Raw genomic sequence first — 18,463 nt, 5'->3', positions numbered from 1 at the left:
GCTCTTGAACATGTTCAAGAGCCTCCTGGGGAGGGGCTGCGATGCGTAGTGGAGCGAAGGCCGCGATCGTCGGCGGAGCGTTTCTGGTGGTCGGCGGGGGCGTCGTCTACGGCGGGTACGAGATGCTGGCCGGGGACGACTCGTCCCCGGCCGCGCACACCAGGGCGGCGCCGGTACGGACCGGCCCGCCGAGCGCGGACGAGGTGACGCGGACGGCGCAGGCGTTCTTCGACGCCTGGTCGAAGGGGGACGCGGCGGCCGCCTCGGTGCTCACCGACAACAACGCGGCCGCCCGGACCGCGCTCGCCGCTTTCCACGACGACGCCCATGTGGACAAGGTGACGATCACCGCGTCCCCGGCCACCGGCGCGACCGTGCCGTACACGGTCAAGGCGGAGGTCGCGTACGAGGGGCGGACCGCGCCCCTGACGTACTCGTCGCACCTGACCGTCGTGCGCGGCCGTACCACCGGCAGGGCGCTGGTCGACTGGCAGCCGGCCGTGGTCCACCCGCAGCTCAAGACGGGCGAGAAGCTGACGACGGGCGCGGCGAAGAACCCCGAGATCGAGGCCGTCGACCGGCAGGGCCGGGTGCTGACCAAGGAGAAGTACCCCTCGCTCGGCGCGGTCCTCGACTCGCTGCGGCAGAAGTACGGCGCCCAGGTCAACGGCGCGCCCGGGGTGGAGCTTTCGATCGAGAGCGCCGACGCGGGCACCCCGTCCCGGACCCTGCTGACCCTGGCCAAGGGCAGGGCGGGCAAGCTGACGACGACGCTCGACGCGGACGTCCAGGCGGCCGCCGAGCAGGCCGTGAAGCGGTTCGACGAGTCGTCGGTGGTGGCGATCGCGCCGGGCACCGGGGAGATACGGGCGGTGGCGGACAACCGGAAGGACGGCTTCCCGGCTTCCCTCCAGGCCTCGGTCGCCCCGGGTTCCACCATGAAGATCATTACGGCCGCGATGATCATCCAGAACGGGGAGGGCGGCGCCGACCAGCCGGCCCAGTGCCCGGCGACGGCCATCTGGAAGGGCTACACCTTCCACAACCTCAACGACTTCACCATCCCGAACGGCACCCTGACCGACGCCTTCGCCCGGTCCTGCAACACCGCCTTCATCAAGCCGGTGAAGCCGCTCACCGACAAGGACATCGCCGGGACCGCGCTCGGCCGGACGGCCCGGGACTACTTCGGCCTGGGCCAGGACAACTGGAAGCTCGGCGGGGTGAAGTCCTTCGACGGCAGCGTTCCGCAGTCGTCGGGGGTGGAGACGGCCGCCTCGTACATCGGCCAGGGCAAGGTCCAGATGAGCCCGCTCGACATGGCGTCCGTCTCGGCCACCGTGATCAACGGCGGCTTCCGCCAGCCGATCATCGTGCCGAAGGACCTGGACGACCGCGACCTGGCCCAGGCGCAGCCGCTGCCCGGCGCGGTCGCCGACCAGCTCCGGCAGATGATGCACGCGGCGGCCACGGGCGGCACGGCGACGACCGCGATGTCCGGGGTGCCCGGGCCCAAGGGCGCCAAGACCGGCTCGGCCGAGGTCGACCAACAGGGCAAGTCCAACAGCTGGTTCACCGGGTACGGCAACGGGCTCGCCGCCGCCGCGCTGGTCCAGTCGGGCGGCCACGGCGGGGACGCGGCGGGGCCGATCGTGGCGTCGGTTCTGCGGGCCGGCTGAGCGGCTGACCGGTTTTCCCGGGGGCGCTGCCCCCGGTGGACCCCCGCCGGGGGCAGCGCCCCCGCACCCTGCTCTTTGGCTGCGGACCGTGCTGGGTTGTTCGCTCCCCCAAGTTCTCGACTCCGCTCGAACAGGGGGGACCCCCACCGCGGCGGAGCCGCAAATCGACACAGCCCCGCGCCCCTTAAGCGGGCCCTTCGGGCCCTCCTGGGGGCGTTGGTGTGACGAAAACGGGCTCGCGTGGCTCGTACAACCACCGCTAGCGTCCGAGTTCATGAGCTCACAGCAAACCCCGGACGCGCGGGACACCCACATATGAGTCTGCTCGTCGTCCTCGCGGTGCTGGCGGCCGCCGTCACGCACGCCGCGTGGAACGCGATGGCGCACGCCATCAAGGACCAGCTGATCGCGTTCACCCTGATCGGCGGCGGGGCCTCGGCGATCGGCGCCGCGCTGGCGGCGTTCTCGCCGGTGCCGTCCGGCGGCGCCTGGCCGTATCTGATCGCCTCGGCGCTGCTGCACATCGGCTACCAGGTGCTGCTCATGCGGTCGTTCAGCCTGGGCGACTTCGGGCAGATGTATCCGATCGCGCGCGGCACGGCGCCGCTGGTGGTGACCGTGCTCGCGGTGGCCTTCGTCGGCGAGAGCCTGAACGCGTGGCAGGCGGCCGGCGTGGCCGTCGCCTCGGCGGGCCTGGTCGGGGTCGCCCTGTGGGGCATCCGGGGCTCGGGCGCGCGCCCGCACTGGCCCGCGCTGCTCGCCGCCCTGGCGACCGGCCTGTCGATCGCGTCGTACACGGTGGTGGACGGCGTGGGCGTACGCGCCGCCCACACACCCATCGGGTACATCGCGTGGCTGATGATCCTGGAGGGGCTGCTGATCCCGGCGTACGCCTGGTACAGCCGCCGGGGCGCGCTGTGGGCGCAGCTGCGGCCGTACGCGGGACGGGGTCTGCTCGGGGCGGCGCTGTCCATGACGGCGTACGGCCTGGTCCTGTGGGCCCAGACCCGCGCGCCACTGGCGCCGGTGGCGGCGCTGCGGGAGTCGAGCATCATCGTGGGGGCGGCGATCGGCGCGGTCTTCTTCAAGGAGCGCTTCGGCGCGCCCAGGATCGCGGCGGCGGGGCTGATGGTGGTGGGGATCGGGCTGATGCTTCGGGCTGGGTGACCGGGTTGCCCGGGGCCTCGCCCCCGGTGGACCCCCCCTGGGCTTCGCCCCGGACCCCGCTCTTCGGCTGCGGGCCGTGCTGGGTTGCTCGCGCAGTTCCCCGCGCCCCTTCAGTGGGCCCTTCGGGCCCTCCTGGGGGCGGGGAAGAAACGATTCTTCTCGGCGCGTTCAATGGACGGGTGCGTCAGCAGGGCGCGCGCGGACGTGGGAGTTGCAGTGGTGGACGTGCGGGGCACCGTGGACCCGGGGTTCGAATCGGTCAGGGACGCGTTCGTCCGTAACTTCGAGCAGCGCGGCGAGCGCGGCGCGGCCGTCGCCGTCTACCAGCACGGCAGAAAGACCGTCGACCTGTGGGGCGGCACCCGCGATGTGGACGGCGCCGCGCCCTGGGCCGTCGACACCGTACAGATCGTGCGCTCGGTCACCAAGGGCGTCGCCGCCGCCGTCCCGCTGCTGCTGCACCAGCGCGGCCAGTTGGACCTGGACGCGCCCGTCGCCACGTACTGGCCCGAGTTCAAGGCCAACGGCAAGGACCGCGCCCTGGTGCGCCATCTGCTCTCGCACCGCGCCGGTGTGCCCGTCCTGGACCGCCCGCTGACGACCGCCGAGGCCGCCGACGGCGAGTCGGGCCCGGCCGCCGTCGCCGCGCAGGCACCCGTCTGGGAGCCCGGCACCGACCACGGCTACCACGCCCAGACCTACAGCTGGCTGCTTGGCGAGCTGGTGCGCCGCGTCACCGGACGCACGATCGGCCGCTGGGTCGCCGAGGAGATCGCCCGGCCGCTGGCCGCCGACTTCTGGATCGGCCTGCCGGACGAGGAGGCCCACCGGGCGGGCCGGGTCGGCCGGGTGGAGGCACCGACGGTGCCAGGGGCGATCACCGTGCGCCCCAAGCGCTCGGTGGTGGAGGCGTACGACGACCCGACGTCGCTGACCCGCCGGGCGTTCGGCGCGATCGACCCGCTCCCGGACGAGAACGACCCCGTCTACCGCTCGGCCGAGCTCGCCGCCGCGGCGGGCGTCTCCACCGCCCGGGGCCTCGCCCGTATCTACGCGGCGAAGATCGGCGAGGTGGACGGCCGCCGGCTGTTCGCCCCCGCGACGGTCGCGCTCGCGCGGACCGAGGAGTCGGCCGGGCCGGACCGGGTCCTGATGGTGGGGACCCGCTTCGGCCTCGGCTACATGCTCCACGGCCCCGCGTCCCCGCTGCTGTCCCCCGGCTCGTTCGGCCACCCCGGAAGCGGCGGCTCCCTCGGCTTCGCCGACCCCGAGTCGGGCGTGGCCTTCGGCTACGTCACCAACGGCCACCAGAAGAACGTGACCGCGGACCCGCGCGCCCAGGCGCTGGTACGGGCGGTACGGACGGCCATCGACCAGCGATGACGCGCGGCGGCGCCGGGGCGCTCGCGAACGCCCCGGCGCCGCCGCGCGGGTCACACCTTGGTCGACGCGGCCCTCGGGTCGAACCCGAACGGCAGCTCCAGGCGGTGCGTACGCATCAGCTCCTCGTCCGACAGGACGTCCGCCGTCTTCCCGTCCACCGCGATCGCGCCCTCGCTGAGGATCACCGAACGGGGGCACAGCTCAAGGGCGTACGGCAGGTCGTGCGTGACCATCAGGACCGTCACGTCCAACGTCCGCAGGATGTCGGCCAGTTCACGCCGCGAGGCCGGGTCCAGGTTGGACGACGGCTCGTCCAGGACCAGGATCTCCGGCTCCATCGCGAGCACGGTCGCCACCGCCACCCGGCGGCGCTGGCCGAACGAGAGGTGGTGCGGCGGCCGGTCGGCGAACTCCGCCATCCCGACCCGCTCCAGGGCGGTGCGCACCCGCGCCTCCAGCTCCGGCCCCCGCATCCCCGACGCGGCCGGCCCGAACGCCACGTCCTCGCGGACCGTGGGCATGAAGAGCTGGTCGTCGGGGTCCTGGAAGACGATGCCGACCCGGCGCCGGATCTCGGCCAGGTTGCGCTTCTCGACCGGCAGCCCGGCCACCGTCACCGTGCCCGCGCCGCCGGTCAGGATGCCGTTGAGGTGCAGGACGAGGGTGGTCTTGCCGGCGCCGTTCGGCCCGAGCAGCGCGACGCGCTCGCCGCGCGCGACCGTCAGGTCCACGCCGAACAGCGCCTGGTGGCCGTCCGGATAGGCGAAGGCGAGCCCGCTGACGTCGAGCGAGGCGGGAACGGCGGAAGGCGTTTCGGAAGACTTGTTCACAGGGTCCACCCCAACAGACAGACGACTAGAGCCGACGCGGGGAGCACCGCCGCGTAACGCCATTGCGCACCGGTCGCCGTCACGTCGTCGATGACCGGTATCGAGCCCGCGTAACCGCGGCTGACCATGGCCAGATGCACCCGCTCGCCGCGTTCGTACGAGCGGATGAAGAGCGCGCCCGCCGACTTGGCAAGGACGCCCCAGGCCTTCGGTCCCTTCGCCTCGAAGCCGCGCGAGCGGCGGGCGATGGACATGCGGCGCATCTCGTCCGTGATGACATCGCCGTAGCGGATCATGAACGAGGCGATCTGGACCAGCAGGGACGGGAGCCTGAGCCGCTGGAGGCCGAGCAGCAGCGCCCGCAGGTCGGTCGTGGAGGCCAGGATCACCGAGGCCGCGACCCCGAGCGTGCCCTTGGCCAGCACGTTCCACGCGCCCCACAGCCCGTTCTCACTCAGCGCCAGACCGAGCACGTGCACCTTGTCCCCGGGCACCACGAACGGCATCAGGACCGCGAACGCCACGAACGGGATCTCGATCAGGAGCCGCTTGAGCAGGAAGCCCGCCGGGATGCGGGCCGCCGTCGCGACGACGGCGAGCAGCACCGCGTACAGGGCGAAGGCCCACATCGCCTCGCGCGGGGTCGAGACGACCACGATCACGAAGAGGAAGACGGCCGCGATCTTGCAGTGCGGGGGCAGGTCGTGGACCGGCGAGGCGTCCTGCCGGTAGAGCTTGTGCGCGTGGCCCGCGCCCATGTCAGACCGTCTCCGTCTCGGGGATCGCGGTGGGGGTGGCGTCGGCGGCCGTGCCCTTGCGGCGGCGCACGGCCCAGAAGACGCCGCTGCCGACGCCCACGGTGACCCCGACGCCGATCATGCCCGCGAGGCCGGTGGCCACCCGGTTGTTGCCGATGTCCTTGACCGAGTAGCCGGCCAGCGGCGAGCTCTCGGTGGCGTGCTTCTTGGTCTTGGTGTCGATGCCCTTGTCGTGGGCCACCTTCTCCAGGCCGTCGGGCGAGGCGGAGGCGTAGAAGGAGACGAATCCGGCCAGCAGCAGCGCGGCGAAGACGAACACGGCCCGCACCCGGCGCGTGGACCGGGCGGCGCTGGGTACGCGCTCCGGAGCGGGGGCGTCGACCAGTTCGCCGCCCACGCGCAGCCGGAGCGGAGCGGTGAGCCCGCGCGCCCCGTGGACGAGGTCGGGCCGCACCGCGATGACCGCGCCCACGGTCAGCGCGGTGATCGCGGCCTCGCCGATGCCGATCAGGATGTGCACGCCGACCATCGCGGTGAGCACCTTGGAGATCGGGACGTCGGTGGTGCCGCCGAGCGCGTAGATCGCGGTGAAGCAGAGGGCGGCGGCCGGTACGGAGACGAGCGCGGCGACGAAGGAGGCGACGGTGATCGAGCGCCGCTTGCGGGGCAGCACCTTGACCAGGCCGCGGAAGACGGCGTACGCGACGACGGTCGTCGTGATCGCCATGTCGGAGATGTTGACGCCGAGCGCGGTCAGGCCGCCGTCGGCGAAGAGGATGCCCTGCATCAGGAGCACGACCGAGACGCAGAGGACACCGGTGTACGGGCCGACGAGTATCGCCGCGAGCGCGCCACCCAGCAGATGGCCGCTGGTGCCCGCCGCCACCGGGAAGTTCAGCATCTGCACGGCGAAGATGAACGCCGCCACCAGGCCCGCGAGCGGGGCCGTCTTCTCGTCGAGTTCACGCCGTGCCCCGCGCAGGCTGACGGCGATCGCGCAGGCCGCGCCGACTCCGGCTACCGCGGAGACGGGCGCGTTGATGAATCCGTCCGGGACATGCATGGGTGGTCTCCGCAGGGGCCGGGTCGATGGGTTCGGGGGGTGGGCCGTTCGATGATAGTCGTGCACCTGCGAATGGCTCGCAAGAGCGTACGGGTGACTAATAACAACCCCTCGCCCGCCCGGCACGCCCCCGAAAATATGCGACATTTAATGACAGACAGCATGAAAAGCTGCACACAGTGAGCGTGAGGAGCGACCGATGTCCCCCGCCGTCGAGGAACACGCCCGAGCGAGGATCGTCACGGACGCCCCGCACCACCGGCCCGTCCCCGTCGCCCTGCGCTACGACCCCGCCGAGGACCCGCTGACCGTGCACTTCGCGTTCCCGGGCGGCAACGAGTGGGCCTTCCCGCGCTCGCTCCTTGAGGCCGGGCTGCGCGGGCCCGCGCGCGGCGGCGACGTCGGGGTGTGGCCGTGCGGGCGGGCCCAGACCGTACTGGAGTTCCACTCGCCGGACGGCGTCGCGGTGGTCCAGTTCGACAGCTCGCCGCTCGTCCGCTTCCTGCGGCGTACGTACAGCGTCACGCCCGCATCGAGCGGCCGGGCGTAGGAGAGCGTACGTACGAAGAGAGCCGGCCCCCTACGCGAGGTGCGTAGGGGGCCGGCTCAACGCTCCACGGTCCCGTCCCCACAGGCCGTGGGCGTCCAGGGGGCCGTCGGGTCAGACGCGCGCGAGCTCGCGGTCCTCGTCGCCGTCGGACGCCTTCTCGGCGTGGGCCTTCAGGCCCTCGCCCTCGACGTCGACGTTCGGGAGGACCTTGTCGAGCCAGCGCGGCAGCCACCAGGCCTTCGAGCCGAGCAGCGCGAGCACCGCCGGGACGATGGCCATGCGGACCACGAACGCGTCGAAGAACACCGCGATCGCGAGGGCGAAGCCGATCATCTTGATCATCTGGTCGCTGGCCCCGATGAAGCCGGAGAAGACCGCGATCATGATCACCGCGGCGGCGGTGACCACCCGGGCGCCGTGCCGGAAGCCGGTCACGATCGCCTGGCCGGGACGCTCGCCGTGGACGAACGCCTCCCGCATCCGGGTGACGAGGAAGACCTCGTAGTCCATGGCCAGACCGAAGACCACACCGACCATGAAGATCGGCATCATCGACATGATCGGGCCGGGGTTCTCCACCCCGAACAGCCCGCCGAGCCAGCCCCACTGGAAGACCGCGACGACCGCGCCGAGGGCGGCGACCACCGAGAGCAGGAAGCCGAGGGCCGCCTTCAGCGGAACCAGGATCGAGCGGAAGACCACCATCAGGAGCAGGAACGCGAGGCCGACCACGAGCCCGAGGTAGGGCAGCAGCGCGTCGTTCATGCGCTGCGAGAAGTCGATGTTCATCGCGGTCGCGCCGGTCACCAGGACCTCGGCCTTGGTGTCGGCCTTGATGCCGTGGCCCGCGTCACGGATGGAGTGGACCAGGTCCTCGGTGTCCTTGGAGGACGGCTTCGACTTCGGGATGACCGTGATGGTCGCGGTGTCGCCGTCCTTGTTGAGCGCGGGCGGCATGACCGCGGCCACGTCCGGCAGCTTCTTGATGGTGTCCGAGGTCTTGTCGGCCGCGGCCTTGGCACCGCCGGACGCCTTGGCGCCGTCCACGACGATCATCAGCGGACCGTTGAAGCCCGGCCCGAAGCCGTCGGAGAGGGTGTCGTAGGCGCGGCGCTGGGTCGTCGAGGTGGGCTGCGAGCCCTCGTCCGGCAGACCCATCTCCAGCGAGGCGGCCGGGACGGCGATGGCGCCGAGCCCGATCACACCGGCGAGCAGCACCCAGATGGGCTTGCGCAGCACGAAGCCGGACCAGCGGGTGCCCATGTTCGGCTTGGCCTCGTCGGCCGGCTCGACCGTGCCGGCTTCCATCTTCTTGCGGGTGCGGCGGCCGAAGACGCGCTTGCCCGCGAAGCCGAGCACCGCCGGGATCAGGGTGAGCGCGATCAGGACGGCGATCACGACCGTACCGGCCGCGGCGAAGCCCATCTTGGAGAGCATCGGGATGTTGACGACCGCGAGGCCGCACAGCGCGATGACGACGGTGAGACCGGCGAAGACGACCGCGGAACCGGCCGTTCCGACGGCCCGGCCTATCGCTTCCTCGCGCTCGCGGCCCTCGCGGAGCTCGGCCCGGTAGCGCGAGACGATGAAGAGCGCGTAGTCGATGCCGACCGCGAGGCCGATCATCGAGGCCAGCGTCGAGGTGGTGTTGCCGAGGTCCAGGACGTTGGCGAGCGCGGTGATGGTGGAGACGCCGATGCCGACGCCGATGATGGCGGTGATCAGCGGAAGCCCGGCCGCGATCAGCGAGCCGAAGGTGATCATCAGGACGATGCCCGCGATCACCACACCGATGATCTCGCCGGAGCCCGTCTCGGGCTTGGTCTGGAGCGCGTCACCACCGATCTCGACGGTGAGCCCGGCCTTCTGCGCGCCCTTGGCGGTGTCCTCCAGCGACTTGCGGTCGCTGTCCTCCAGGGCCATGCCGTTGACCTTGTACTTCACGGATATGTACGCGGTCGAACCGTCCGAGGAGACGGCGTTGGCCTGGTACGGGTCGGTCACCGAGGCGACCTGCTTCGAGCCCTTGGGCAGCTCGGCGACGACCTTGTTGACCTCGGCCTTGTTGGCCGCGTCCTTCATGGTCTTGCCGGCCGGGGCCTTGAAGACGATACGGGCGGTGGCGCCGTCGGCGCTGCCGCCGGGGAAACGCTTCTCCAGCAGGTCGAAGGCCTTCTGGGCCTCGGTACCGGGCATCGAGAAGGAGCTGGCGGAAGGAGTGGAGGCGGACGCGGCGCCGAATCCGGCGAGGAACAGCAGCGCCACCCACACCAGGGCGACGTAGCGGCGGCGCCTGAAGGCGAATCTGCCGAGTCGGTAGAGGAACGTGGCCACGAGGGCGTACTCCCGGTCGGTCGTTGGTTTACAGGGCGTGGATAACCAGCCCGACGACGAGAGCGGCGTACGTCAGGTGGGGCAGGTTTGTGGGGAGCTAGACGGGATCGCCGAGGGCGGGGAGAACCACGGCGTCGATGTAGTCGAAGAGGAAGGCCTTGTCGACGGGTCTGTCCTCCACGAGCTGCCGGGCGACGAAAGCGCCGACCAGCATATGGATCACATAGGGAAGCGCCGGACAGTCCGCGCGGACCTCGCCGCGGTCCACCGCGCGCCGCAGCACGTGTTCGAGGCCGTTGATCTCCGGCTCGATCAGCACTTCGCGCAGCGCCTGGTGGAGGTCCTGGTTGTCATGGACGGCGCGCATCAGACCCCGCATCAGGGCGGAGTCCTTCTCCAGCTTGCAGTCGTCCTCAAGACCGACCAGCTCGTGGAAGTCGCGGCGCAGCGAACCGGTGTCGATCTCATGGAGACTCACCGGCTTGTTGTGCCGCAGCGCCCGCGCGACCAGCTCCGGCTTGTTCCCCCACTGACGGTAGAGGGTGGCCTTGCTGGAGCGGGTGCGGGCGGCGACGGCGTCCATGGTCAGGGCGTCGTAGCCGACCTCGCGCAGCAGGTCGAGTACGGCTTCGTACAGTTCTGCCTCACGTTCGGCCGTGAGCCTGCTCGCCATTCTCGACCTCCCATCCGAACGAAACGGTTTCGTACTCGTCCGAGGGTAGCCCGCCCGGCGAGCGAAACGAAATCGTTTCGCATGTGTCCTCCGCCACAAGTGTCAGGGCTCCATAAGTTGCCGCACCCCCGCCGCGCGGAAAGCATTGAGAAGTGAGCGACGCAACGGTGGACGACCAGCAGCAGGCGCCCGTGACCGAGGGCGCGTACCTCCGCTTCCCGCATCTGCACGACGACTTGATCTGTTTCGCCGCCGAGGACGACCTGTGGGTCGCGCCCCTCGTCCCGGCCGGCCACAGCCCGTCGCGGGCCTGGCGGGTCACGGTCGACCGCACCAAGGTCAGCCACCCGCGCTTCTCCCCCGACGGCCGCCGGATCGCGTACACGACCTGGCGCAGCCTGGACCCCGAGATCCATCTCGCCCCGGTCGACGGCGGCCCGGCCCGGCGGCTGACCTACTGGGGCTCCTCCGACACCCGGGTCTGCGGCTGGACCCCCGACGGCCACATCCTGGCCGTCTCCTCGCACGGCCAGCCCTTCTCGTACTTCTCCTGGGCCTACAGCGTCCCCACCGACGGCTCCCCCGGCGGACGGCTGCCCTGGGGGCCGGTCTCCGACATCGCGGTCGCCGACCTGGACGGCGAGCGCCGCACCCTGCTGCTCACCGGCAAGCCCCCGCACGAGCCCGCCGCCTGGAAGCGGTACCGGGGCGGCGCCATGGGCCGGCTGTGGCTGCACGGCGAGCGGCTGCTCAAGGACATCGGCGGCCACATCGAGTCGGTGATGTTCGTGGCCGGGCGGATCGCGTTCCTCTGCGACCACGAGGGCGTCGGCAACCTCTACTCCTGTCTACCGGACGGCTCCGACCTGCGCCGCCACACCGACCACGACGAGTACTACGCCCGGCACGCCTCCTCGGACGGGCGGCGGGTGGTCTACCAGTGCGCGGGCGACCTGTGGATCGTCGACTCGCTCGCCCCCGACGCCGCCCCGCGCCGCCTGGACGTCCGCCTCGGCGGCCCCCGCGCGGGCCGGCGCACCTACCAGGTGCCCGCCGCCAACCACGTGGACGCGCTCTCGGTCGACACCACGGGCCGGGCCAGCGCCGTCGTGGTGCGCGGCAGCCTGTACTGGCTCACCCACCGCGACGGCCCGGCCCGCACGATCACCGACACCGCGGGCGTACGGGTGCGGCTGCCCGAGATGCTGGGCACCGGCGGACAGGTGGCGTACGTGACCGACGCGGACGGCGAGGACGCCGTCGAGATCGCGTATCTGCCCAGAGCCAGCGGCGACCGCGAACCCAGACGGCTGGCCTCCGGGGAGCTCGGCCACGTCCAGGAACTGCTCTCCGACCCGGACGGCGAACGCCTGGCGATCGCCTCGCACGACGGCCGTCTGCTCCTGATCGACGCGAGCGAGGAGTCCAACGGCGAGGTCACCGAGCTCATCCGCTCCATCAACGGCCCCGTCCGGGACCTGGCGTTCTCCCCCGACGGCCACTGGCTGACCTGGTCGCACCCGGGCATCGGCCGCTCGCTGCGCCAGATCAAGATGGCCCGGATCGCGGGCCCCGGCGCGCGCGTGATCGTCGACGTCACCAACGGCCGCTTCGAGGACGAGAACCCGGTCTTCACCCGGGACGGCCGCTATCTCGCCTTCCTGTCCTGGCGCGGCTTCGACCCGGTCTACGACGTGCACACCGGCGACCTCTCCTTCCCGCTGGGCTGCCGCCCGTATCTGGTCCCGCTCTCCTCGGCGACCCCCTCGCCCTTCGCGCTGCTGCCGGACGGACGCCCGGCGGCGGGCGGGCTCGACCCGCTCGACGAGAACGGCGACGGCACGGTGACCGTCGAAGTGGAGGGCCTGGAGAGCCGGGTGACGCCGTTCCCGGTCTCCGCCTCCAAGTACTCGGCGCTGTCCCCGGTCTCCGGCGGCGGTCTGGTGTGGCTGCGCTGGCCGATCTCGGGCGCGCTCGGCGAGACCTTCGCCAACCCGGCGGACACCTCCGGGCGCCCGACCCTGGAGCACTTCGACATCACCAAGGCCCGCAAGACCGAACTCGTCGACCACCTCGACTGGTTCGCGGTCAGCGGTGACGGCAGCCGTCTGGTCGTCGTCGACGACGGCGATCTGCGCGCGGTGCCCGCGACCGAGTCCGGCGACACCGACTCCACGGTCTATCTGGACCTGCGCCGGATCCTGCACGAGGTCGACCCGCCCTCGGAGTGGCGCCAGGCGTACGCCGAGGCGGGCCGCGTCATCCGCTCCTACTTCTGGGAGCCGGACATGTGCGGCATCGACTGGGACGCGGTCCTCGACCAGTACCGCCCGCTGGTCGAACGGGTCGCGTCGCCCGACGAGTTCGCGGATCTGCTCCGCGAGGTCCTGGGCGAACTGGGCACCTCGCACGCGTACGTGTCCGCCGCGCGGCGCAACGAGGGCCCGCCCCACTACCAGCGTCCGCAGGGCCTGCTCGGTGTCAACCTGGTCCCCCGGGACGACGGCTGGATGGTCCGCCGGATCCTGCCCGGCGACTCCTCCGACTCCAAGGCGCGCTCGCCGCTCGCGGGCACCGGCATCCGCGAGGGCGCGGTGCTCACCCATGTCGACGGCCGCCCGGTGGACCCGGTGGCGGGCCCGTATCCGCTGCTGGCGGGCGCGGGCGGGACGACCGTGGAGCTGACGTTCCAGCCGGCGGAGGGCGAGGGCAGGTCGAGAAGGGTGGCGGTCGTGCCTTTGGTCGACGAACGCCCTCTCCGATACCAGGACTGGGTGGCCAAACGCCGTGCGGTGGTACGGGAGTTGAGCGGCGAGAAGTGCGGCTATCTGCATATCCCGGACATGGGCGGGTCGGGCTGGGCCCAGTTCAACCGGGATCTGCGCCTGGAGATGTCGCGCCCGGCGCTGATCGTCGATGTACGCGGCAACGCGGGCGGCCACATCAGCGAGCTGGTGATCGAGAAGCTGACCCGCAAGATCCTGGGCTGGGACCTGACGCGCAACGCCCAGCCGGTGTCGTACGCCTCGAACGCGCCGCGCGGTCCCGTGGTGGCGCTGGCCGACGAGGCGACGTCGTCCGACGGCGACATGATCACCGCGGCGTTCCGGCTGCTGCGGCTGGGGCCGGTGGTCGGGCAGCGGACCTGGGGCGGGGTGGTCGGCATGACCGGGCGCCATACGCTGGGCGACGGGACGGTGATCACTGTGCCGATGAACGCGGCGTGGTTCGACCAGTACCACTGGTCCATCGAGAACCACGGCGTCGAGCCGGACCTGGAGATCCTGCGTACGCCGCTGGACTGGGCGGAGGGGCGGCACGCCCAGCTGGACGACGCGGTGCAGCTGGCGCTGGACCTGCTGACAGGCGCGCCGGCGGCTACGCCGCCCACATACACGGACACCCCGGACCGCCGCCGCCCCAAGCTCCCGCCGCGCTGAGCGCACCCCCCTACCCGGCTGCGGGCATGCGTGCCGCCAGGGGCGATGGGGGTCCCCCCTGGTCGAGGTCGAGCGAAGTCGAGAGCTTGGGGGAGGGTGGGCGCAGCGGCACCCCGTTCCCGCCGGGCTGCGCACCCTGCTTGAACCCCCACCCCGCCCCTTCCCGAAAGCCTCCGGCGGCGGCGTCCACCTGCGGACCGTGCGTGGCCGGTCGCTCCCCCAAGTTCTCGGCTCCGCTCGAACAGGGGGGACCCCCATCGCGGCGGAGCCGCACAATGACACAGCCCCGCGCCCCTCAACCGCACGCGCGAAGTGGCGCACCCCCAGGCAAACCGGGGATGCGCCACTTCGTACCGCGAACGCAGCGAGCGTCAGATGTCGTAGTCCATGTCCAGCTTGTCCTGCGCTTCCTGCTGCGCCCGCTGCGCCTCGTCCGGCATCTGCTGGGACCGCTGCTGGGCAGTGTCCTGGCCCTTGTTCTTCTTGGCCTGCATGGACTGCTTCGCCTGCTGCGCGGCCTCGCGCGCCTTGTCCTGGAACTGGTCCTTGTTGCCCATCGAGGTTCACTCCTACAACGCTGTGAGGGGCGGGGAACCGGGGCTTGTCCCACGGTTCCTCCGGGCCTCGACCAGCGTGGCACGCACGGACACAGCACGCATTTCGGTCGATTACGGCCGGTGACGAACCACCCGTTCCTGCTCGTCGGCGGCCCCGCCCGCCCCCACGAGCCCGCGCCCGACCTCCGCGAGCCGAGGCTCGAAGCGCCGCATCTCCCGCTGCCCCACCGCCCCGATCACCGACGGCAGATACCCCCGCACGGACTGCATCCCGCGCAGCCACCACTGCGCGTACACATGCGAGGACCGCCGCTCGATGCCCGCCACGATCCGGTTGACGGCCGGACCGAGCGGATACGTACGGTTGGACGGCCACGGCAGCCGCTGGCGCAGCTCCCGCATCACCTCGTCCTGGTCCGCGCCGCGCACCATGTCCGTGTCGGTCCAGGACAGATACCCGACCCCGACCCGTACGCCCTTGTAACCCACCTCGGCCCGCAGGCTGTGCGCGAACGCCTCCACGCCCGACTTGGAGGCGCAGTACGCCGTCATCATCGGCGCGGGCGTGATCGCGGCGAGCGAGGCGATCTGCAGGAAGTAGCCCCGGCTCTCCATCAGTACGGGCAGGAAGGCGCGGGCGGTGACCGCGCCGCCGATCAGATTGACCTCGATGACCCGCCGCCACGCCTCCGGGTCGGAGTCCACGAACGGCCCGCCGGAGGCGACCCCGGCGTTGGCGACCACGATGTCGACCTTGCCGAACCGCTCCTTCACCTCGCCCGCGACCCGCGCCATCGCCTCGTGGTCGGTGACGTCGGCGAACCAGGACTCCGCCTCGGTGTGCAGCCGTGCGGCGACCTTCTTCAACTCGTCCGGCTCCAGGCCGACCAGCGCCACCTTCGCGCCGCGCGCCGACAGCTTGCGGGCCAGCAGCTCGCCGACTCCCCGGGCAGCTCCCGTGACAACCGCGACCTGTCCCTCCAGGCTCACCCTGCTCATGCCACACCTTCCTCGACCGTCACATACGTACGAACCAGTTCACGGATGCGTTCCGTGACCGCCTCCGGCGCCTCGACCGGAGTCATATGCCCGACACCGGCGAGCTCGGTGAGCCCCGCGCAGACGGGCAGCGCGGCCGCCAGCCGCCGGGCGTGCACGGGCGGGGTCAGCCGGTCGGCCGTGCCCGCGACGACTGCGGTGGGCACCCGCAACTCCCGTACGAGATCGTCCAGTTCGAGCCCGCTCAGGACCTGCGACCAGGCGTACCGGGGCCGCCGCCCACAGGCGTGCACGATCCTGGCGCACGCCTCTATGCGGTCCGGCGCGGCCCCCGGGCCCATGGTCGCGTACCGGAGAACCTTCTTGGTGACGGGCGTGACGGGCCCGAGCGGGGCCTTCGAGCCGAGGACGGCGTGCGTGAGCCGGGTGCGCAGGCGCCCCGCCCGCATCGGCACCACCAAGGACTCCGCCACCAGCCGCGAACTGCCCGTACTGCACAGCAGCACCGCCACCGCGTGCTCGCGAAGGCCCGGCCGCCGGGCGGCCGCCATCAGCGTCATCCCGCCCATGGAGTGCCCGGCGAGCACGGCCTTCTCGCCCGGCGCGAGCGTCGCGGCGAGCACCGCCTCCAGGTCGTCGGCGAGCGCGTCGGTGGAACAGACGGCGTGCGCGGGCGTACGTCCGTGGCCGCGCTGGTCGTACGCGATCACCCGGTGCTCCCCCGCGAGCGCGCGGATCTGCGCGGCCCAGAAAGCGGTCGAGCAGGCCCAGCCGTGCGCGAGGACGACGGCCGGGGCGCCCTCGCGGCCGTGCACCTCGACGTGCAGCCGGGCGCCGTCGACGGAGACGGCGGTGAGCGTACGGGCGGGGGTGGGCGGGGCATAGGGACCGGCGGTGACGTGGGGGGTACGGACGGGACTCACGAGGCCACCGCCTCGGGGGTGGTGGCCTCGCCCTGGCCGGTGCCGCTCCGACGGGCCTTGGCGGGCGCGGGCTTGTCCGTGGGCTCGGCGGCGGCCCGGGCGCGGATCACCTCGTACTCCCCGAGGTCGACCGCACGGGTCTCCTTGCGGAACTCGCCGGTCGTGCCGGGCCAGATGGTGGTGTTGCGGCCACTGGGGTCCAGGTACCAGCTGGTGCAGCCGCCGGTGTTCCAGACGGTCCGCTTCATGCGCTCCTGGACGCGCCGGTTCCAGGCGCCGACGGCGGACGGCCGGGCGCCGAGCGCCACGCGCCCGCCGAGCACGTTCAACTGCCGCAGGTAGTCGGCCATGTAGCTGAGCTGGGACTCGATCATCAGGATCATGGAGGAGTTCCCGAGTCCGGTGTTGGGCCCGATGATCGTCATCCAGTTGGGGAACCCGGCGGCGGTGGCGCCGCGCAGCGACTCCATGCCGCCCTTCCACGCCTCGGCGAGCGTCTGCCCGTCGGCGCCGACCACGCGGTCGGCGATGGGCATGTCGGTGACGTGGAAGCCGGTGCCGAAGACGATCGCGTCGACCTCGGTCTCGGTCCCGTCGGCGGCGACGAGGGTGGACCCGCGCACCTCGCCGAGCCCCGAGGCGACCAGGTCGACATTCGGCTTCGCCAGCGCCGGGTAGTACTCGCTCGACAGCAGGATCCGCTTGCAGCCGATGCGGTAGTCGGGGGTCAGCTTGGCGCGCAGGGCCGGGTCTTTGATGGCCCGGGCCATGTTCCGCTTGGCCAGCGACTCGACGAGCCCCAGCTCATTGGGTCGCTTGGTGAACGCGCTGACCTGCAACTCCCGTATGCCCCACAGCAGTCCGCGGCGCGCTGCCCCGGTGAAGGGCAACTGCCGGTGCAGCCAGCGCTCGGGCGCGCTGATCGCCCGGTCGACGCGCGGCATGACCCAGGGCGGGGTGCGCTGGAAGAGCGTGAGGCTGCGGACCCGGGGCTGGATGGCCGGGACGATCTGAATCGCGGACGCCCCGGTCCCGACCATGGCGACGCGCTTGCCGCGCAGGTCGTAGTCATGGTCCCAGCGGGCGGAGTGGAAGACCTTGCCGGGGAAGGAGTCGAGCCCCGGGATGTCGGGGATCTTGGGGTCGGAGAGCGGCCCGGTGGCGGACACGACGACGTCGGCGGTGATGGTCGCACCATGCGCCGTCTCGATGACCCACCACAACTGCTCGCTGTCCCACCGCATCAAGGTGACCTCGTGCCCGAGGCGCAGATGCGGACGCAGCCGGAAGACGTCGGCGACGTGCTCCAGATAGGCCCGGATGTGCCGCTGCCCCGAGAAGGTGCGCGGCCAGTCGGGGTTGGGCGCGAAGGAGAACGAGTACAGATGGGACGGCACGTCGCAGGCGCACCCGGGATAGCTGTTGTCCCGCCAGGTCCCCCCGACGGAGTCGGCCCGCTCCAGAACGACGAAGTCGGTGATCCCTTCCCGCCGCAACCGCACGGCGGCCCCGAGCCCCCCGAACCCGGATCCGATCACCGCGACGCGTACGCGCTCGTGGTCGCGCTCGTGCTGGCCCATGCCACCGCCTCCATGCAGGACGTCGTCTGTACGTAGCGACTCTGCCAGTAATCACTGGCACAATGGGGAGAGTAGAGCAGCCGCATACCGAGCGGTAGGGGTCAGCCGGGGAAAGTTACCGGCGGTACAACATAGGCTGGCGGACGTGACAGACGGAGGAGCAGGCACGGGGGCCGATCATTCCGGCTCCGCCACCCCGCACCCCCCTGCGGGCGACGGTTCCACCTCCGCCACGGGCGGCCGGGCGGCGGGCGCCAGTTCCCGCCCAGCGCTCCCCCACCCAGCTGTGGGCAGTCGTTCCGCCGGGGCGGAACGGGCAGGCACAACGGACGCAGCCCCCCGCCACGCTGTGGGCAGTCGTTCCGCTGGGGCGGAACGGGTGGGCACAACGGACGCAGCCCCCCGCCACGCTGTGGGCAGTCGTTCCGCTGGGGCGGAACGGGCAGGCACAACGGACGCAGCCCCCCGCCACGCTGTGGGCAGTCGTTCCGCTGGGGCGGAACGGGTGGGCACAGCGGACGACGGCC

Annotated in this window: 14 protein-coding genes; 5 read left to right on the top strand and 9 right to left on the bottom strand. The window is 71.8% G+C overall.

Annotated features, from left to right (window positions below):
* Positions 1–41: 41 nt before the first annotated feature.
* From ACGFRG_RS27710 to ACGFRG_RS27700, 3 genes are all read left to right on the top strand, one after another.
* Complete coding sequence (locus ACGFRG_RS27710; RefSeq protein WP_393268238.1) at positions 42–1,679, top strand: penicillin-binding transpeptidase domain-containing protein; 1,638 nt, start codon at positions 42–44, stop codon at positions 1,677–1,679.
* Positions 1,680–1,994: 315 nt separating this feature from the next.
* Positions 1,995–2,846: a DMT family transporter gene (locus ACGFRG_RS27705; protein WP_361427374.1), complete on the top strand. Its 852-nt coding sequence runs from the start codon at positions 1,995–1,997 to the stop codon at positions 2,844–2,846.
* 219 nt (positions 2,847–3,065) lie between these two features.
* Positions 3,066–4,229: a serine hydrolase domain-containing protein gene (locus tag ACGFRG_RS27700; protein WP_361427613.1), complete on the top strand. Its 1,164-nt coding sequence runs from the start codon at positions 3,066–3,068 to the stop codon at positions 4,227–4,229.
* 50 nt (positions 4,230–4,279) lie between these two features.
* Here the strand turns inward: ACGFRG_RS27700 and ACGFRG_RS27695 are convergent, their stop codons facing one another.
* Genes ACGFRG_RS27695 through ACGFRG_RS27685 form a run of 3 tightly spaced genes read right to left on the bottom strand, consistent with a single transcriptional unit; the run spans position 4,280 to position 6,880 of the window.
* Positions 4,280–5,122, bottom strand: a complete 843-nt coding sequence (locus ACGFRG_RS27695) for an energy-coupling factor ABC transporter ATP-binding protein (RefSeq protein WP_393268235.1) — start codon at positions 5,120–5,122, stop codon at positions 4,280–4,282.
* Entirely contained in the window at positions 5,056–5,817 is a 762-nt protein-coding gene (gene cbiQ, locus ACGFRG_RS27690; protein WP_361427368.1) for a cobalt ECF transporter T component CbiQ, read from the bottom strand. The genes ACGFRG_RS27695 and cbiQ overlap by 67 nt, the downstream gene beginning before the upstream one ends.
* Position 5,818: 1 nt before the next feature.
* Entirely contained in the window at positions 5,819–6,880 is a 1,062-nt protein-coding gene (locus ACGFRG_RS27685) for an energy-coupling factor ABC transporter permease (RefSeq protein ID WP_361427365.1), read from the bottom strand.
* A gap of 199 nt (positions 6,881–7,079) precedes the next feature.
* On the opposite strand from ACGFRG_RS27685, the gene ACGFRG_RS27680 reads away from it, so the two are divergent.
* Positions 7,080–7,430 carry an SsgA family sporulation/cell division regulator gene (locus ACGFRG_RS27680; RefSeq protein ID WP_393268231.1) on the top strand — a complete coding sequence of 117 codons (351 nt, stop codon included), beginning with the start codon at positions 7,080–7,082 and terminating at the stop codon, positions 7,428–7,430.
* 111 nt (positions 7,431–7,541) lie between these two features.
* On the opposite strand, the gene ACGFRG_RS27675 is transcribed toward ACGFRG_RS27680, so the two are convergent.
* A complete protein-coding gene (locus tag ACGFRG_RS27675; RefSeq protein ID WP_361427359.1) occupies positions 7,542–9,764 on the bottom strand; it encodes an MMPL family transporter in 2,223 nt (740 codons plus the stop codon).
* A gap of 97 nt (positions 9,765–9,861) precedes the next feature.
* Positions 9,862–10,437, bottom strand: a complete 576-nt coding sequence (locus tag ACGFRG_RS27670) for a TetR/AcrR family transcriptional regulator (RefSeq protein ID WP_361427356.1) — start codon at positions 10,435–10,437, stop codon at positions 9,862–9,864.
* Between the two features lie 152 nt (positions 10,438–10,589).
* Between ACGFRG_RS27670 and ACGFRG_RS27665 the strand changes: the two genes are divergently transcribed.
* Positions 10,590–13,877, top strand: a complete 3,288-nt coding sequence (locus tag ACGFRG_RS27665) for a S41 family peptidase (protein ID WP_393268227.1) — start codon at positions 10,590–10,592, stop codon at positions 13,875–13,877.
* Between the two features lie 371 nt (positions 13,878–14,248).
* Here the strand turns inward: ACGFRG_RS27665 and ACGFRG_RS27660 are convergent, their stop codons facing one another.
* From ACGFRG_RS27660 to ACGFRG_RS27645, 4 genes are all read right to left on the bottom strand, one after another.
* On the bottom strand, positions 14,249–14,434 hold the full coding sequence (locus tag ACGFRG_RS27660; protein ID WP_393268225.1) for a hypothetical protein: 186 nt from the start codon (positions 14,432–14,434) through the stop codon (positions 14,249–14,251).
* A 111-nt stretch (positions 14,435–14,545) separates the two neighbouring features.
* Positions 14,546–15,433, bottom strand: coding sequence for an SDR family oxidoreductase (locus tag ACGFRG_RS27655; protein WP_393268222.1), 888 nt, complete (start codon positions 15,431–15,433; stop codon positions 14,546–14,548).
* Positions 15,430–16,356: an alpha/beta fold hydrolase gene (locus ACGFRG_RS27650; protein ID WP_393268219.1), complete on the bottom strand. Its 927-nt coding sequence runs from the start codon at positions 16,354–16,356 to the stop codon at positions 15,430–15,432. The genes ACGFRG_RS27655 and ACGFRG_RS27650 overlap by 4 nt, the downstream gene beginning before the upstream one ends.
* Positions 16,353–17,936, bottom strand: a complete 1,584-nt coding sequence (locus tag ACGFRG_RS27645) for a flavin-containing monooxygenase (RefSeq protein ID WP_393268217.1) — start codon at positions 17,934–17,936, stop codon at positions 16,353–16,355. Before ACGFRG_RS27645 ends, ACGFRG_RS27650 begins: the two co-directional genes overlap by 4 nt.
* Positions 17,937–18,463 lie beyond the last annotated feature (527 nt).

Origin of the sequence: Streptomyces sp. NPDC048696 (assembly GCF_043198895.1) — a bacterium.
Lineage (GTDB): Bacteria > Actinomycetota > Actinomycetes > Streptomycetales > Streptomycetaceae > Streptomyces.
Note: the sequence above shows the minus strand (reverse complement) of the source record. Positions and strands in the feature narration are given on the sequence as shown.